Annotated in this window: 13 protein-coding genes; 5 read left to right on the top strand and 8 right to left on the bottom strand. The window is 72.7% G+C overall.

From position 1 onward, the window contains the following. Nucleotides 1-231: 231 nt before the first annotated feature. The gene (locus MTR79_RS11260) at nucleotides 232-1,755 is read right to left on the bottom strand and encodes a potassium/proton antiporter (protein WP_244789986.1); all 1,524 of its coding nucleotides are present in this window, start codon (nucleotides 1,753-1,755) and stop codon (nucleotides 232-234) included. A gap of 362 nt (nucleotides 1,756-2,117) precedes the next feature. Between MTR79_RS11260 and MTR79_RS11255 the strand changes: the two genes are divergently transcribed. Then, the gene (locus tag MTR79_RS11255; protein ID WP_086705136.1) at nucleotides 2,118-2,549 is read left to right on the top strand and encodes an NfeD family protein; all 432 of its coding nucleotides are present in this window, start codon (nucleotides 2,118-2,120) and stop codon (nucleotides 2,547-2,549) included. 4 nt (nucleotides 2,550-2,553) lie between these two features. Further along, a complete protein-coding gene (locus tag MTR79_RS11250; RefSeq protein ID WP_086705135.1) occupies nucleotides 2,554-3,576 on the top strand; it encodes an SPFH domain-containing protein in 1,023 nt (340 codons plus the stop codon). A 208-nt stretch (nucleotides 3,577-3,784) separates the two neighbouring features. Here the strand turns inward: MTR79_RS11250 and MTR79_RS11245 are convergent, their stop codons facing one another. The 4 genes from MTR79_RS11245 to MTR79_RS11230 form a co-directional block, all read right to left on the bottom strand. Further along, entirely contained in the window at nucleotides 3,785-4,300 is a 516-nt protein-coding gene (locus MTR79_RS11245; RefSeq protein ID WP_244789984.1) for an O-acetyl-ADP-ribose deacetylase, read from the bottom strand. Then, a complete protein-coding gene (locus MTR79_RS11240; RefSeq protein WP_048455585.1) occupies nucleotides 4,297-5,706 on the bottom strand; it encodes an NAD(P)/FAD-dependent oxidoreductase in 1,410 nt (469 codons plus the stop codon). Before MTR79_RS11240 ends, MTR79_RS11245 begins: the two co-directional genes overlap by 4 nt. A gap of 121 nt (nucleotides 5,707-5,827) precedes the next feature. Beyond that, nucleotides 5,828-6,673, bottom strand: a complete 846-nt coding sequence (locus MTR79_RS11235; protein ID WP_244789983.1) for an inositol monophosphatase family protein — start codon at nucleotides 6,671-6,673, stop codon at nucleotides 5,828-5,830. 102 nt (nucleotides 6,674-6,775) lie between these two features. After that, nucleotides 6,776-8,605, bottom strand: coding sequence for a gamma-glutamyltransferase (locus MTR79_RS11230; protein ID WP_244793123.1), 1,830 nt, complete (start codon nucleotides 8,603-8,605; stop codon nucleotides 6,776-6,778). A 206-nt stretch (nucleotides 8,606-8,811) separates the two neighbouring features. Between MTR79_RS11230 and MTR79_RS11225 the strand changes: the two genes are divergently transcribed. The 3 genes from MTR79_RS11225 to MTR79_RS11215 all read left to right on the top strand — a co-directional run bounded on the left by MTR79_RS11225 (nucleotide 8,812) and on the right by MTR79_RS11215 (nucleotide 11,955). Then, nucleotides 8,812-9,876 (top strand): biotin/lipoate A/B protein ligase family protein, encoded by a 1,065-nt coding sequence (locus tag MTR79_RS11225; RefSeq protein ID WP_244789982.1) that lies wholly within the window; start codon nucleotides 8,812-8,814, stop codon nucleotides 9,874-9,876. A 179-nt stretch (nucleotides 9,877-10,055) separates the two neighbouring features. After that, nucleotides 10,056-10,724: a hypothetical protein gene (locus MTR79_RS11220; protein WP_244789981.1), complete on the top strand. Its 669-nt coding sequence runs from the start codon at nucleotides 10,056-10,058 to the stop codon at nucleotides 10,722-10,724. Between the two features lie 370 nt (nucleotides 10,725-11,094). Then, nucleotides 11,095-11,955, top strand: coding sequence for a CAP domain-containing protein (locus tag MTR79_RS11215; RefSeq protein WP_189363564.1), 861 nt, complete (start codon nucleotides 11,095-11,097; stop codon nucleotides 11,953-11,955). Nucleotides 11,956-11,992: 37 nt separating this feature from the next. Here MTR79_RS11215 and MTR79_RS11210 read toward each other — a convergent pair whose 3' ends face one another. The 3 genes from MTR79_RS11210 to hydA are packed head-to-tail and all read right to left on the bottom strand — an operon-like array spanning nucleotide 11,993 to nucleotide 15,961. Next, nucleotides 11,993-13,516, bottom strand: a complete 1,524-nt coding sequence (locus MTR79_RS11210) for an NCS1 family nucleobase:cation symporter-1 (protein ID WP_244789980.1) — start codon at nucleotides 13,514-13,516, stop codon at nucleotides 11,993-11,995. A gap of 28 nt (nucleotides 13,517-13,544) precedes the next feature. Further along, nucleotides 13,545-14,546, bottom strand: coding sequence for a TIGR03842 family LLM class F420-dependent oxidoreductase (locus MTR79_RS11205; protein ID WP_244789979.1), 1,002 nt, complete (start codon nucleotides 14,544-14,546; stop codon nucleotides 13,545-13,547). 11 nt (nucleotides 14,547-14,557) lie between these two features. After that, nucleotides 14,558-15,961: a dihydropyrimidinase gene (hydA, locus tag MTR79_RS11200; RefSeq protein ID WP_244789978.1), complete on the bottom strand. Its 1,404-nt coding sequence runs from the start codon at nucleotides 15,959-15,961 to the stop codon at nucleotides 14,558-14,560. Nucleotides 15,962-15,993: the final 32 nt, after the last annotated feature.

Below are 15,993 nucleotides of genomic sequence, written 5' to 3'. Positions count from 1 at the left end.
CCTCGGTGCGACAGGGCACTGCACGGACTGAGGGCACGCCGGATCCCCCGGCGGCGCGGCGTCACGGCGGCGACGTCACGCCGGAGGAGAACCACGACGGGTGGTGACGGTGCGACTACTGAGCCCGCCACACCCTAGGACTCGCACACAAACGAAGCAATGATGCCGTCGGACTCTGTTCGGTCGTGGTGGTTCAGTGCTCTCCTCTCTGGATCACGGGGTGCCGTGCGGTCAGCCGCTCGTGACGGTGCCCTCCGGTTCCGGCGTGCCGTGTTCGCCGAGCCAGCGGGCGAGCTTGCCGCGCCGGCCGATGGCCCGCAACCGGCGCTCGGCGTCCTCACGGGTCTCCGGGGTGGCGACGAGCAGGACCTCGTCGCCGGCGCACAGCACGGTGTCGCGGTCGGGCACCAGCGTGGCGCCCTCGCGGACGATCAGGGTGACGACGGCCGGGTGCGGCAGCCGCAGCTCGAAGACGGCGACCCCGTGCAGGTGGGAGCCCTCCGGGATGGCCACCGTGAGCAGGTCGGCGTCCAGGACGTCGAGGGGCGCGGCCTCCACCTGGATCTCGCGCAGCGCGTCCGTACGCACCAGGCCGAGGCGGCGGGCGACGGCGGGCAGGGTGGGGCCCTGGAGCAGGGTGAACAGGGCCACCAGCACGAACACGATGTTGAGGATCTCGCGGGCGTGCGGCACCTCCTCCACCACCGGGAAGGTGGTGAGCACGATGGGCACCGCGCCGCGCAGACCCGCCCAGGAGATGAACGCCTGCTGCCGGAGCGGGATGCGGAACGGCAGCAGGCACAGCAGCACCGAGACGGGGCGGGCGACGAGCAGCAGCACCAGGCCGACGACGAGGGCCGGCAGTACCGCCCCGGACAGCTCGCTGGGATCGACGAGCAGGCCGAGCATCACGAACAGGCCGATCTGGGCCAGCAAGCCGGCGCCCTCGGCGAAGGACCGGGTGGCGGCGCGGTGCGGGAGCTGGGAGTTGCCGAGGACCAGCCCCGACAGATAGGCGGCGATGATGCCGCTCGCGCCGACCGCGCCGGCGGCGGCGAAGGCGGTGATGCCGAAGCCGACCGTGGCCAGCGGGTAGAGGCCCGTGGCGGGCAGGGCGATGTGGCGCAGGGCGACGGAGCCCAGGAGTCCGATCAGCACGCCGAGCGTGCCGCCGGCCGCCAGCTGGAACAGCAGGTTGCCGAAGAGGGGGCCGATCGCCGGGACGTCGGAGGTGGTGGTGGAGAAGACCAGGACGAGGATGATGGTGGGCGCGTCGTTGAAGCCGGACTCCGCCTCCACGAGTCCGGTCAGCTTCCGGGGCAGGGGCAGCGCCCGCAGCACGGAGAAGACGGCGGCCGAGTCCGTCGAGGAGACGATCGCGCCGAGCAGCAGCGCCACGTTCCAGTCCAGACCGAGCAGGAAGTGGGCGCCCGAGGCGGTGACCAGTACGGACAGGAACACACCCACGGTGGCCAGCACGCCCGCGGGCGCCACCAGTCTGCGGACGTCGCTCCACTGGGTGGTCAGACCACCTTCCACGAGGATCACGGCCAGGGCCGCGGTACCGAGCGCCTGCGCGAGCTGGACGTCGTCGAAGGCCAGGCCGAGCCCGTCCTCGCCGGCCACGATCCCCACCGCGAGGAAGAGCAGCAGACTGGGCAGACCCGCCCGGTGCGCGGTGCGGGCGGCGGCGATGCTGGCCAGCAGCACCGTGCCCGCGATGAGCAGCGTCACGTACAGCTCGGGCAGGGTCATCGATCAGTTCCTCGTACCGTCCTCGGTCGTCCGTCGGTCGCCGCCATCCCGGTCCCGTCCACGGCGCTGTGCATCACGATCACACCGGGCGGGGCGGCACAGGCGCACATACACGCCCGGCGGGCACCGGCGTCGAAGGGATCAAGGGGGCCGTTCGAACCCTCACCCGAGCGGGTGGGTCCACGCCATCAGGGCCATCACCCAATTCGAGGCGTGCCGGACATGTACGGCGGGAATGCTCGGTGCACGGACCTCGGCACCCGGGCCGCGACTGGGTAAAGTGGTGGCAAAGGTGCCGGCTCTCCCTCTGTGCCGGCCGGCGCCGGCCGAAGCCCTCCACCCCGGGTGAGAAGAGGCGCGACATGGACCCTTGGCTGATCTGGCTGATCGTCGCGGCCGTCCTGGCCGTGGCGGAGATCTTCACCCTCACCGCCGCCCTCGGCATGCTGAGCGCGGCCGCGCTGGTCACGGCGGGTGTCGCGGCGGTGGGTCTGCCGCTGTGGGTCCAACTGCTCGCGTACGCCGTCCTCGCCGCCGTCACGCTGCTGTTCGTCCGGCCGCTCGCCCTGCGTCACCTCCAGCGCCCGCAGCGTACGCGCTTCGGTGTGGACGCGCTCGTGGGCAAGCCCGCGCAGGTGCTGACGGCCGTGTCGGGCACCGACGGCAGGATCCGCATCGACGGCGAGGAGTGGACGGCCCGCAGTTACGACGAAACACTGGTGATCTCGCCCGGCACGACCGTCGACGTCATCGAGATCAGTGGCGCCACCGCGATCGTCTACCCACGGGACTGAAGCCATGGACATCTCCGCCCCTCTCGTCGCCGGGCTGCTGGTGGCCCTGCTCGCGATCTTCACGGTGATCCGGGCGGTGCGCATCGTGCCCCAGGCGCGCGCCCGCAACGTGGAGCGGCTGGGCCGCTACCACAAGACCTTGACCCCCGGTCTCAACCTCGTCATCCCGTACATCGACCGGGTGCACCCGCAGATCGACCTGCGCGAACAGGTCGTGTCCTTCAAGCCGCAGCCGGTCATCACCGAGGACAACCTGGTCGTCGAGATCGACACCGTGCTGTACTTCCAGGTCACCGACCCGCGCGCCGCTTTCTACGAGATCGCCAGCTTCCTCCAGGCGGTGGAGCAACTGACCGTCACCACGCTGCGCAACGTGGTCGGCTCCATGGACCTGGAGAAGACGCTCACCTCCCGGGACACCATCAACAGCCAGCTGCGCGGGGTGCTCGACGAGGCGACCGGGAAGTGGGGGCTGCGGGTCAACCGCGTGGAGATCAAGGCCATCGACCCGCCGCAGTCCATCAAGGAGGCCATGCAGAAGCAGATGCGGGCCGAGCGGGACAAGCGGGCGGCGATCCTGGGCGCCGAGGGGCAGCGCCAGTCGCAGATCCTCACGGCGGAGGGCGACAAGCAGGCGGCCGTGCTGCGTGCGGAGGGCAACCGGACCGCCGCGATCCTGGAGGCCGAGGGCCAGTCGCGCGCCATCGACGAGGTGTTCCAGGCGATCCACCGCAACGACCCCGACCCGAAGCTGCTCGCCTACCAGTACCTCCAGGCGCTCCCCCAGCTCGCGCAGGGGCAGGGCAACAACTTCTGGGTGATCCCGAGCGAGATCACGACGGCGCTGCAGGGGGTGTCGAAGGCGTTCAGCGAGTCGCTGCCGCCGTCCCCGGCCACCCGGGCGAAGCCTGCCGCCGACGACGAGGCCGCGGCCAAGGCCGCCGACGACACGGCGGAGGCGGCCCAGGCGGCGGCGGAGGCGGTCGCCGACGCGGCGGAGGCGGACCGGCGCCCGCGGGGGCTCTGAGGTCCGCGTCGGGGCCGGGACCGCCGCCGACCCGGCCGGTGTCGGCGCCTCGGGTCAGGCCGGAACCGCCGGAGTCGCGGGCGTCGCCTGAGCTGTGGCCGGACGACGCGGCGGGCGTGAAGAGCGGCCTGTCCGGTACGGGCCGCGTGGTCGGCGGGAGAGGCGAGGGCGTCAGGTGACGGCACGCGGGGGCGTCGACGCGCCCCCGTCAGCCGACCGCCGCCGCGAACGCCTCGTACGCCCGTTCGTCGAAGAGGACGAAGGTGATCTCCTCGACCGACGTGTCCGTGGTGCGGACCGTTCCCACGGCGATGCGGGCCGCGTCGTCCAGAGGCCAGCGGTAGACGCCCGTGGAGACGGCGGGGAAGGCGACCGTGCGGGCGCCCAGTTCACCGGCGACGCGCAGGGACTCGCGGTAGCAGGAGGCGAGGAGCGGGGAGCGGTCCTCCGTCGCGCTGTGCACCGGGCCGACCGTGTGGATCACCCAGCGCGCGTCCAGCCGGCCGGCGGTGGTGGCGACCGCCTGTCCCGTCGGGAGCCCCCTGCCGAACCGGGAGGCGCGCAGGGCGCGGCACTCGGCAAGGATCTCCGGGCCGCCCCGCCGGTGGATCGCGCCGTCGACGCCGCCTCCGCCGAGGAGGGACGAGTTGGCCGCGTTGACGATCGCGTCGGCGCTCTGCCGGGTGATGTCGCCCTGCACGAGGGAGATCCTGGGGGTCGTCATGTCTGGCGGAGCCTCCTCCACACCGCCTTGGCGGCGTTGTGCCCGGGCATGCCGTGCACGCCGGGACCGGGCGGGGTGGCCTGCGAGCAGATGAACACGGCGGGGTGCGGTGTCGCGTACGGGAACAGCGACAGCTTGGGGCGCAGCAGCGTCTGGAGCCCGGAGACGGCGCCGGTCGCGATGTCGCCGCCGACGTAGTTGGCGTTACGCGCGGCCAGTTCGGGCGGGCCCGCGGTGGCGCGGGCCAGGACGCGGTCGCGGAAGCCGGGCGCGAACCGCTCCAGCTGGCGCTCGATCGCGTCGGTGAGGTCGCCGGTCCAGCCGTGCGGGACGTGCCCGTAGGCCCAGAAGACGTGCTTGCCTTCGGGGGCGCGGGTGGGGTCGACGACGGAGGGCTGCACGGTGATGAGGAACGGCGCGTCGGGGGCGTGCTTCTCCCGGGACGCGGCGCGCAGGGCGGCGCCGATCTCCGCGCTGTCCGCGCCGATCTGCACGGTCCCGGCCCTGCGCGCCTCGGGGGCGGTCCACGGGACGGGCCCGTCGAGCGCGTAGTCGATCTTGAAGACGCCGGGTCCGTAGCGGTAGCGGGCGTAGTGGTCGCCGAAGCCGGCGATACGGGCCAGCGCGGTGGGCGAGGTGTCGAAGACGTACGCCCGCGCCGGGGGCAGGTCGTCGAGCCGTTTGACCTCGTAGTCGGTGTGCACGGTGCCGCCGAGTTCGCGCAGGTACGCGGCGAGGGCGTCGGAGATGGCCTGGGAGCCGCCCCGGGCGACGGGCCAGCCGCGGGTGTGGGCGGCGAGGGCGAACACCAGGCCTATGGCCGAGGTGGCGAAGCCGCTGAGCGGGGCCATCACATGGGCGACGAGGCCGGCGAAGAGGGTGCGGGCGCGCTCGTCGCGGAAGCGGCGGGCCAGCCAGGTCGACGGGGGCAGGCCGACGAGGCCGAACCGGGCGAGGGTGACCGGGTCGCGCGGCAGCGCGGTCAGCGGCAGCGACATGAAGTCGCGGACCAGGGTGTCCCAGCGGTGCAGGAAGGGCGTCACGAGCCGCCGGTACGCGCCGGCGTCGCGCGGCCCGAAGGAGGCGGCCGTCTCGCCGACCGAGCGGGACAGCACGGCCGCCGTGCCGTCCGGGAAGGGGTGGGCCATGGGCAGCTCGGGGTGCAGCCACTCCAGGCCGTACCGCTCCAGCGGCAGGCCGCGGAAGGCGGGCGAGCTGACGGCGAGGGGGTGGGCGGCGGAGCAGGGGTCGTGCCGGAAGCCGGGGAGGGTCAGCTCCTCGGTGCGGGCGCCGCCGCCGACGGTCCCCTTGGCCTCGAAGAGGGCCACCGAGAAGCCACGCCTGGCCAGTTCCACGGCGGCGGTCAGCCCGTTCGGCCCCGCCCCCACCACGACCGCATCGAGCATCGACGGCACCTTCGGACTCCTTCGTCAGCCGACGGCCACAGAGGATCAGGATATGCCGGGCCGCGCGCGGGACCGGACGGCGTCCGGTCACCCGCACCGCACCGCCCGGCCTCCCGCACGGTCACACGGCCGCGGACAGCAGCTCCACCACCCGCCGCGCGGTGGCCTCGTCCCGCGCCGCGGTGAACGGCAGCGTGTTGCCGCCTCGGATGTCGAAGGGCGTGCCCGCGCGGGTGAGGTGGGCGCCGCCCGCCTCCTCCACCAGCAGCAGACCGGCCGCGTGGTCCCAGGCCAGCTCCCAGCTGAACGCGGTGGCGTCCAGCTCGCCCCGGGCCACCGCCAGGTACTCGAGTCCGGCCGAGCCGCAGGGGCGCGGGGCCACGCCGTCGGTGCGCAGGCCGAGGAGGGCGCGCTTCTGCTCGTCGGTGGTGAAGTCCGGGTGGGAGGTGGCGACGCGGATCTCCCGGCCGGGCTCCGGGGAGCCGGAGCGCAGCGGCTCGCCGTCGAGGCGGGCGCCCTGTCCGCGCACGGCGGTGGCCAGCAGGCCGAGGGCCGGGGCGTACGTCCAGGAGGCCTGCACCACGCCGTGCAGGGCGAGGGCGACCAGCGTGCAGTAGCCGGTCTCGCCGCGCACGAACTGGCGCGTGCCGTCGACGGGGTCGACGATCCACACCGGCGCGTCCCCCCGTATCGCCTCGTACGACGACGGGTCGGCGTGCACGCCTTCCTCGCCGACCACCACGGATCCGGGCAGCAGGCGGGGCAGCTCCGCCGTGAGGCGCCGCTCGGCCTCGCGGTCGGCGTCGGTCACCACGTCGTGCGGCCCGGTCTTGCGGTCCACCTCGTGGGCGGCGAGACGGCGCCAGCGCGGCACGATCTCCCGCGCGGCGGCCTCCCGGACCGCGGCCTCCACGTCGTGGGCGTACCGGGTGAGGAACTGGTCGATGGTCGCGTGGGTCTCGATCACTCGTCCATGAGAGCACGCCGCACCGACAGCCCCGCCACGCCTCGGGACGATCTCGGGTGCGGGCGGCGCGGAAATGGGCCGCCCGCACCCGGTGGCATGGGTTCAGCGGCCCACCGCGTACCCCTGCTGGCCGCGCGGGTTGGCGGCCGCGGAGAGGATGCCGGTCTCCGGGTCGCGGGCGACCGCGCAGAGCCGGCCCTCGGACCAGGCGTCGCCGACGGTGACGGCGTGGCCGCGGCGGCGCAGCTCCTCGACGACCTCCGGGTCGGTGCGGGACTCGACGGTGACGCTGCCGGGCCGCATGCCGCGCGGGTAGAACGAGCCGGGGAAGCTGTCGTTGTGCCAGTTCGGGGCGTCGATGGCGCCCTGGAGGTCGAGCCCGCCGCGCACCTTCGCGCGCAGGGCGACGGCGAGGAAGAAGTGCAGCTGCCACTGGTCCTGCTGGTCGCCGCCGGGCGTGCCGAACGCCATGACCGGCACGCCGTCGCGCAGGGCGAGGGACGGAGTGAGCGTGGTGCGGGGGCGGCGGCCCGGGGTGAGGCTGTTGGGCAGGCCCTCCTCCAGCCAGGTCATCTGGAGCCGGGTGCCGAGCGGGAAGCCCAGCTCGGGCACGACGGGGTTGGACTGGAGCCAGCCGCCGCTGGGCGTGGCGGAGATCATGTTGCCCCAGCGGTCGACGATGTCGAGGTGGCAGGTGTCGCCGCGGGTGGCGCCGTCGGCGGAGACCTCCGGCTCGCCGGGCACGGGCGAGGTGGGGCTCTTGGCGACGGTCGGCTCGCCGACGCCCATGGGGCTGAAGCCGGGATCGTCGGTGGCGACGACGCGCGCGTGGGCGGCGAGCCGGGGGGCGCGGCCGCCGGGGCTGCCGGGGCGCAGCTCGTGGGAGGCGCGCGGGCCGACCAGGGCGCGCCGCTCGGCGTTGTACGCGGCGGACAGCAGGTCGTCGAGCGGTACGTCGGCGGCGTCGCCGTACCAGGCCTCGCGGTCGGCCATGGCGAGCTTGCAGTTCTCGATCAGCAGGTGCTGATAGGCGGCCGAGCCGTAGGGCGGCAACTCGTCCGGAAGCAGTGCGAGTTGCTGGAGGAGCGCCGGGCCCTGGCTCCAGGGGCCCGCCTTGCACACGGTCCAGCCGTCGAAGTCGTACGTCACCGGGTCCTCGTAGCCGGCGGACCAGGCGGCGAGGTCGTCGGCGGTGAGGGTGCCGGTGTGGTGCTTCCCGCTGGTGTCGAGGGTGGGCCGGGCGGCCTGCCGGACCAGGGCCTCCGCGACGAAGCCGGTCCGCCACACGTCGCGGGCGGCTTCGATCTGCGCCTCCCGGCCGCCGGCTCCCGCGACCTCGGCGAGGAGCCGCTTCCAGGTGGCGGCGAGGGCGGGGTTACGGAAGAGCTCGCCGGGGCGCGGCGGGCGCCCGCCGGGCAGGTAGACCTCGGCGGAGGTGGTCCACTCCGTCTCGAACAGCTCGCGTACGGTCTCCACGGTCTCGCCGACCCGCTCCACGGGCGGGTGGCCGTCCTCGGCGTAGGCGACGGCGTACTTGAGGACGTCGGCGAGGGACTTGGTGCCGTGGTCGCGCAGCAGGAGCATCCAGGCGTCGAAGGCGCCGGGCACGGCGGCGGCGAGGGGTCCGGTGCCGGGGACGAGGCCGAGGCCGAGCCCCTTGTAGTGGGCGACGGTCGCGCCGGCCGGGGCGACGCCCTGCCCGCACAGCACCCGGACGTCCCCGCCGGCGGGGGCGAGGATCATGGGCACCTCGCCGGCCGGGCCGTTGAGGTGGGGTTCGACGACGTGCAGCACGAAGGCGCCGGCGACGGCGGCGTCGTAGGCGTTGCCGCCGTCCTCGAGGACGGCCATGGCGGACTGGGAGGCCAGCCAGTGGGTGGAGGACACCATGCCGAAGGTGCCCTGGAGGGTCGGTCGGGTGGTGAACTGCATCCCCTGCCCCAGGTGTTCGCGTCGTCCGGCCCTGCGCACCACCCGCTCCGGGCCGGCGGCCTCGGCCACTGCCGCACGCAGGGTAAGCGCGTACTGCGGGACGACGCCACCCTCGGCGGCGCCCGCGGCACCGGGCGTCGCGGGCGTGACGGGAACAATCCGGGCGGGCCCGGTGTTGGCGCACGCGGCTGACGAAAGGCGGAGTCGTGCACGGTGAGTACAAGGTCCCCGGCGGCAAGCTCGTCGTGGTGGACGTGGACGTGGTGGACGGGGCGCTGCGCCACGCGCGCGTGGCGGGCGACTTCTTCCTGGAGCCGGACGAGGCGCTGGACGCCGTGAACGGCGCCCTGGAGGGCGCCCCTGCCGACACCGACGCCGCCGGTCTGGCCGCGCGGATCGAGGCCGCCCTGCCGGAGGGGACCGTGATGTACGGGCTCACGGCGGAGGGCGTCGGCATCGCGGTGCGCCGGGCGCTGGCGCACGCCACGGACTGGACCGACTACGACTGGCAGCTGGTGCACGAGGGGCCGCAGCCGCCCGCGCTGCACATGGCCCTGGACGAGGTGCTGACCGGCGAGGTGGCCGCCGGGCGGCGCCCGCCGACGCTGCGGGTGTGGGAGTGGGCTTCCCCCGCCGTGATCATCGGCAGCTTCCAGTCGCTGCGCAACGAGGTGGACCCCGAGGGCGCCCGCCGGCACGGCGTGGACGTGGTGCGCCGGATCTCCGGCGGCGGCGCGATGTTCGTGGAACCGGGCAACACCATCACGTACTCGCTGTCGGTGCCGGAGGCGCTGGTGCAGGGCCTGTCCTTCCAGGACAGCTACGCCTACCTCGACGACTGGGTGCTCGGTGCGCTCGGCGACATGGGCGTCCGCGCCTGGTACCAGCCGCTGAACGACATCGCCACCGACCAGGGCAAGATCGCGGGCGCGGCGCAGAAGCGGATCGTGGGCCCGGACGGCGCACCCGGCGCGGTGCTGCACCACGTGACGATGGCGTACGACATCGACGCGGACAAGATGCTCGAGGTGCTGCGCATCGGCAAGGAGAAGCTCTCGGACAAGGGGACGAAGAGCGCGAAGAAGCGGGTGGACCCGCTGCGCCGGCAGACGGGGCTGCCGCGCGAGGCGGTCATCGGGCGGATGGTCGACTCCTTCCGCGCCCGCTACGGACTGACGCAGGGCAAGGTGACGGACGGGGAACTGGCGCGCGCTCAGGAACTGGCGCGGACGAAGTTCACCGCACCGGAGTGGGTCGCGCGGGTGCCCTGACGCTCAAATCCCCCTATTCGCAGAGGAACTGCGGCAAGCGGCCGCTGATGCGGAACCGCGCCGTCACCGCGCGCCTACGGAGCGAGTTGAACTCTTCCGCACCTTGACGAAGCGTGTGACACTGGCGTCCCGTCCGCAGTGCGGACCCCCTCCGCACCGTCCCCCACGAGAAGTGCGCCGTGCGTTCCTTTCCTCTGCCGATCGCCCTGACCGCCCGTCTGTCGCCGGTGGTCGTCCTCGCCGCGGCCGGTTGGGCGCTGTCCTCCGGCCCGCTGGCCACGCCCGAGGCCTCCGAGGACGAGCCGACCGGGAAGACCGCCTCGCAGCAGTCGCCCACCGCCCCGTCCGAGACGCAGGCGGTGAAGACGTACGCCGCGTCGCCCGAGCCGTGCGCCTCGCTGTCCGCGAAGACGGTCAAGTCCCTTGTGCCGGGCGCGAAGACGGCCGGCAAGGAGATACCGTCCACGGACTCCGACCTGCGCCGCACCTGCTCGTGGAACGCCCTCAAGGGCTACGACTACCGCTGGCTCGACGTGTCCTTCGAGGTGCTGGCCTCCGACGAGGCCGCGGAGAAGTCGTACGACGGGCGGCTGGCGGAGAAGAGCGGCGGGGGCGCCGTCCCGGGCCTCGGGGACGCGGCGTACTCGGTCGTGAACCTCACCACCGAGGACAAGCAGGACACGCGTGAGGGTGTCGTGGTGGCGCGGGCCGCCAACGCGCTGGTGATCGTCACGTACAACGGCAGCGACTTCGAGTCGAAGAAGGCGCCGAGCACGGAAGAGATCAACAAGGGCGCGATCAAGGCGGCCAAGGAAGCCGTGGCCGCCCTGCAGAAGACGCGGGGCTGACCCGGACACGGATCCGGAACCGATGGTTCCGTGACATCTGTCACAGCTCGTTCCCGATCTGACCGGGTCGCTTAGTAGCGGGGCTGCGGCGACATGGGGGACTTGTCCGTCTTGACGGGAACGCGGACCGGGCCCGCAGGGAAGGCGGGCCGACCGGGATCCGGATGTCCGCGCTCCGTCGCCGCCCGGCGCTTTCTGACGTGACGGCAGACGCTCCCGCCACCCTCCCGTGGGCCGGTCGGCATGCTCTCCCGCCCGCCGCAAGGCCCTGGATGGCCTACGAAGCCGAGTAGTAGGTGAGCCCTTTGCGCCCCGCGCCGGGCCGTCCGAAGAATGACCAGCCTCCGCACACCCAGGGGTGAGGTCACGCATGGGAATCCATCGCCAGCAGAAGAAGTACCGGCGGACGGTCGTCACCGCGGTCGCCGTCGGCGTCATCGGCATACCCTCGGTCGCCATGGCCTGTACCGACTGGCCGGACGGCGGGCAGCGGGAGGACCGCGCCACCTCGGTGCCGTCCGTCGGGGAGGACCGCTGGGACGGCCCCGGCTGGTACAGCCGCTGGCGCAGCCAGCACGAGGGCGACCCGTCGCCGGTGTCCTCCGGCTCCCCCGGCCCCTCCGCGAGCCCTTCCGAGGACGCCCGCAAGCACCACGGCGGAAAGCCGTCGCAGAAGCCGAGGAAGAAGACCACCAGGCCGAGCAGCGCGGCCCCCTCCACGACCACGGCGGCCCCGAAGCCCACCACCGCGGCTCCCAAGCCGTCGACGGCCGCTCCGGCGCCCTCCACCACCGCACCGAAGCCGACGACCGCCGCCCCGGAACCGACCGCCTCCGCTCCGAAGCCCACCGCCACGGCCTCCGGCGCCGTCGCCCGGGTCGTCGAGCTGGTCAACGCGGAGCGTGCCGAGGCCGGCTGCGCCCCGGTGACCGCGAACTCCACGCTGAACACGGCCGCCCAGCGGCACAGCGAGGACATGGCGTCGACCGGCACCATGTCCCACACCGGCTCCGACGGCTCCGACCCCGGTGAGCGCATCACCCGCGCCGGGTACGCCTGGAGCACCTACGGCGAGAACGTCGCCTACGGCTACTCCACCCCGGAGCAGGTGATGCAGGGCTGGATGACCAGCCCCGGCCACAAGGCGAACATCCTCAACTGCTCCTTCAAGGAGATCGGCGTCGGTCTGTCCGGCACCTACTGGACGCAGGACTTCGGCACGGCCCGCTGAGGCCGCCGAGGCACCGCGGGGACGCGGCGGCGGGTCCTCACACCCGCCGCCGCGTTCCCGCCGTCAGCCCGACGTACACGGCGAGCGAGGCCGCGAGGCCGACCGCCCAGCCGTAGTCCGCGAGGGGCTTCAGGAACGGGATCAGCCCGTCCTCGGGGAAGGGCCCCTTGCCGGGCGCCGAGTGGGAGCCGCCCACCGCGAGCACCCCGCCGACCAGGAAGGCGACGACGGCGTGGACGTTCCAGCCGGACGTGTACCAGTAGCGCCCGCCCGGGGTGTACAGATCGGTCAGGTCCAGCCGGGTGCGGCGCACGATCCAGTAGTCGGCGATGAGGATGCCGGCGACCGTGCCGAGCAGCCCGCCGACCAGCCCGAGCCAGGTGAAGATGTACAGCTCCGGCGTCTCGGTCAGCTTCCACGGCATGATGACCACGCCGACCACCCCGGTGATCAGCGCCCCCGTGCGGAAGGTGATGAACTTCGGCGCGAGGTTGGCCAGGTCGTACGCCGGTGACACCACGTTCGCCGCGATGTTCACGGAGATCGTGGCCACGAGCACGGTGATCAGCGCGAAGAGCAGCCCGAAGACGTTGTCGGTCTTGGCGGCCAGTTCCACCGGGTCCCAGATCGCCGCCCCGTAGACGGCCTGCGAGCCGGACGTGACGAACACCGACAGCAGCGCGAACAGGGTCATGGTCGTGGGCAGTCCCAGCGTCTGCCCCCACACCTGGGCGCGCTGCCCCGCACCGAAGCGGGTGAAGTCGGGGATGTTGAGGCTGAGCGTCGACCAGAAGGCGATCATGCCCATCAGCGACGGGAAGAACACCGGCCAGAAGTCGGCGCCCCAGCCCAGCCGGGACGGCTGGTCCAGCAGCGGCCCGAGACCGCCGGCCTTGTTCGCGATCCACGCCAGCAGCACCAGGGCGCCGACGATGACGAACGGCGCGGCCCAGTTCTCGAAGCGGCGCAACGCCTCCATGCCCCGGTAGATGATGGCCAGTTCGAGCGCCCAGAACAGCACGAAACAGACCCACAGGGTCCACGGCTGGCCGCCCACCTCCGACGCCTCGGCCCAGCCGCCGAACAGCTTGCCCAGCAGAATGAAGATGCCCTGGCCGCCGATCCAGGTCTGGATGCCGAACCAGGCGCAGGCGACCGCGGCCCGGATCATGGCGGGCAGGTTGGCGCCGCGCAGCCCGAAGGAGGCGCGGGCCAGCACCGGGAAGGGGATGCCGTACTTGGGGCCGGCGTGACCGGTCAGCAGCATCGGCGCGAGCACGATGACGTTGGCGAGCGCGATGGTGAGGACGGCCTGCTTCCAGTCCATGCCGAGCGCGACCAGTCCGGACGCGAGCAGCCAGGAGGGGATGTTGTGCGCCATCCCCACCCACAGAGCGGTGAAGTTGTACGTGGTCCAGCGGCGGCGGGCCAGCGGGACCGGCAGCAGGTCGTCGTTGACGAAGCGGGCGTCGGTGAGGACGGTGCCCGGCGGGAGCTCGACGCGTCCCGCCGGGTCGGGTATCGGATTCTCTGAGGGCGCGGGCGGGACGGTCGCGGTCATGGGCGGTGCCTTTCGCAGTGGTGCCGGTTCAGTCTCCGAGTGCCGGGATGATCTCCGCGCCGTACGCGTCGATCGTCGTCTCCTGCGCGTCGTGCATGTCGTACACCGCGAACTGGTCGACCCCGAGGTCACGCAGGGCGCGGAGCTTCTCGATGTGCGCCTCGGGCGGGCCGAGCAGGCAGAAGCGGTCCACGATCTCGTCGGGGACGAAGTCCGTGGACGGGTTGCCGGCCCGTCCGTGGTGGCTGTAGTCGTAGCCCTCGCGGCCCTTGATGTACTCGGTGAGCGCCTCGGGGACCATGCCGGAGTGCTCGCCGTAGCGGGAGACCAGGTCGGCGACGTGGTTGCCGACCATTCCGCCGAACCAGCGGCACTGCTCGCGGGCGTGCGCCAGGTCGTCACCGACGTAGGCGGGAGCGGCGACGCAGATGGTGACGGAGTCCGGGTCGCGGCCTGCCTCGGCGGCGGCGTTCCGCACGGCCTTCACCATCCACTCGGTGAGGAACGGGTCGGCGAGCTGGAGGATGAAGCCGTCGGCCTTGCGCCCGGTGAGAGCGAGCGCCTTGGGCCCGTAGGCCGCCATCCACACCGGCAGCCTGCCGTCGCGGACCCACGGCAGGCGCATCCGCTGCCCGTCGACCTCGGCCTCGCGTCCCTCGGCGAGGTCGCGGATCACCTCGATCGCCTCGCCGAGCCGGGCGAGGGTGTTGGGTTTGCGTCCGGCGACGCGCATCGCGGAGTCGCCGCGGCCGATGCCGCACACGGTGCGGTTGCCGAACATGTCGTTGAGGGTCGCGAAGGTGGAGGCGGTCACCTCCCAGGTGCGGGTGCCCGGGTTGGTGACCATCGGGCCGACCTTGAGGGTCGTGGTGTTCGCCAGGATCTGGCTGTAGATGACGAAGGGTTCCTGCCACAGCACGGCCGAGTCGAAGGTCCACCCGTGGGTGAAGCCGTTGCGTTCGGCGCGCTTCATCAGGCTGATCACCCGCGACGCCGGCGGGTCGGTCTGCAGGACGAGGCCGAAGTCCATGCGCTCCGCTCCTAGTTGAGGTACTGACAGGTGGAACGCGGGGTGTAGACGCCGTGTCCGGCGTGCCCGGTGTACTCCCGGTCGGTGACGACCGGGACCCCGCGCGAGAACACGGTCTCGACACGGCCGGTGACCCGCTTGCCCTCGTACGCCGAGTAGTCGACGTTCATGTGGTGGGTGTCGGCGGACAGGACCTGCTCGGCCGCCGGGTCGTAGATGACGACGTCGGCGTCGGCGCCCGGCGCGATGGTGCCCTTCTTCGGGTACAGGCCGAACATCCGCGCCGGGGTGGCGCAGGCGATCTCGATCCAGCGGCGGCGGCCGATGTGCCCGTCGAGGACGGCCTGGTGGAGGAGGTCCATGCGGTTCTCCACGCCCGGCAGCCCGTTGGGGATCTTGGAGAAGTCGCCGCGGCCGAGTTCCTTCTGGCCGCTGAAGCAGAAGGGACAGTGGTCGGTGGAGACCACCTGGAGGTCGTTGGTGCGCAGCCCCCGCCAGAGCGCCGCCTGGTGCTCCTTGGGGCGCAGGGGCGTGCTGCACACGTACTTGGCGCCCTCGAAGTCGGGCTCGGCGAGGTTGTCGGTGGACAGGAACAGGTACTGCGGGCAGGTCTCACCGAAGACGGGCAGGCCGTCGTCACGGGCCCGGGCGAGTTCGGCGACCGCCTCGGTGGCGGAGACGTGCACGACGTAGAGCGGAGCGCCGGCGACCTGCGCGAGGCGGATGGCGCGGTGGGTGGCCTCCGCCTCCAGGAGAGCCTTGCGGACCTCGCCGTGGAAGCGGGGGTCGGTCTCGCCGCGGGCGAGGGCCTGCTCGACGAGGACGTCGATGGCGATGCCGTTCTCGGCGTGCATCATGATGAGACCGCCGTTGTCGGCGGAGCGTTGCATGGCGCGGAGGACCTGTCCGTCGTCGGAGTAGAAAACCCCGGGGTAGGCCATGAACTGCTTGAAGGAGGTGACGCCCTCTTCCACGAGGAGGTCCATCTCCTTCAGCGTCTCCTGGTTCACGTCCGAGACGATCATGTGGAACGCGTAGTCGATCGCACAGGTGCCCTCCGCCTTCGCGTGCCAGGTGTCCAGGCCCTCGCGCAGGGTGTGCCCGACGCTCTGCACGGCGAAGTCGACGATGGTGGTGGTGCCGCCCCAGGCGGCGGCCCGGGTGCCGGTCTCGAAGGTGTCGGAGGCGAAGGTGCCGCCGAAGGGCAGCTCCATGTGGGTGTGCGCGTCCACGCCGCCCGGGATGACGTACTTGCCGGTGGCATCGACGGTCCGTTCGGCAGTGAAGGCCTCGGCGGCGGGGGTGCCGGAGGCGGCCAAGGCCGCGATGCGGCCGTCCTCCATGAGGACGTCCGCGTGTACTTCGTCGGAGGCGGTGATGACGAGTCCGCCGCGGATGACTGTGCGGGTGCTCATGTCCGGGTCGCTCCTCCAGGTGGGTACGTGCG

This window comes from Streptomyces sp. BJ20 (assembly GCF_022869105.1).
Lineage (GTDB): Bacteria > Actinomycetota > Actinomycetes > Streptomycetales > Streptomycetaceae > Streptomyces > Streptomyces griseoincarnatus.
Note: the sequence above shows the minus strand (reverse complement) of the source record. Positions and strands in the feature narration are given on the sequence as shown.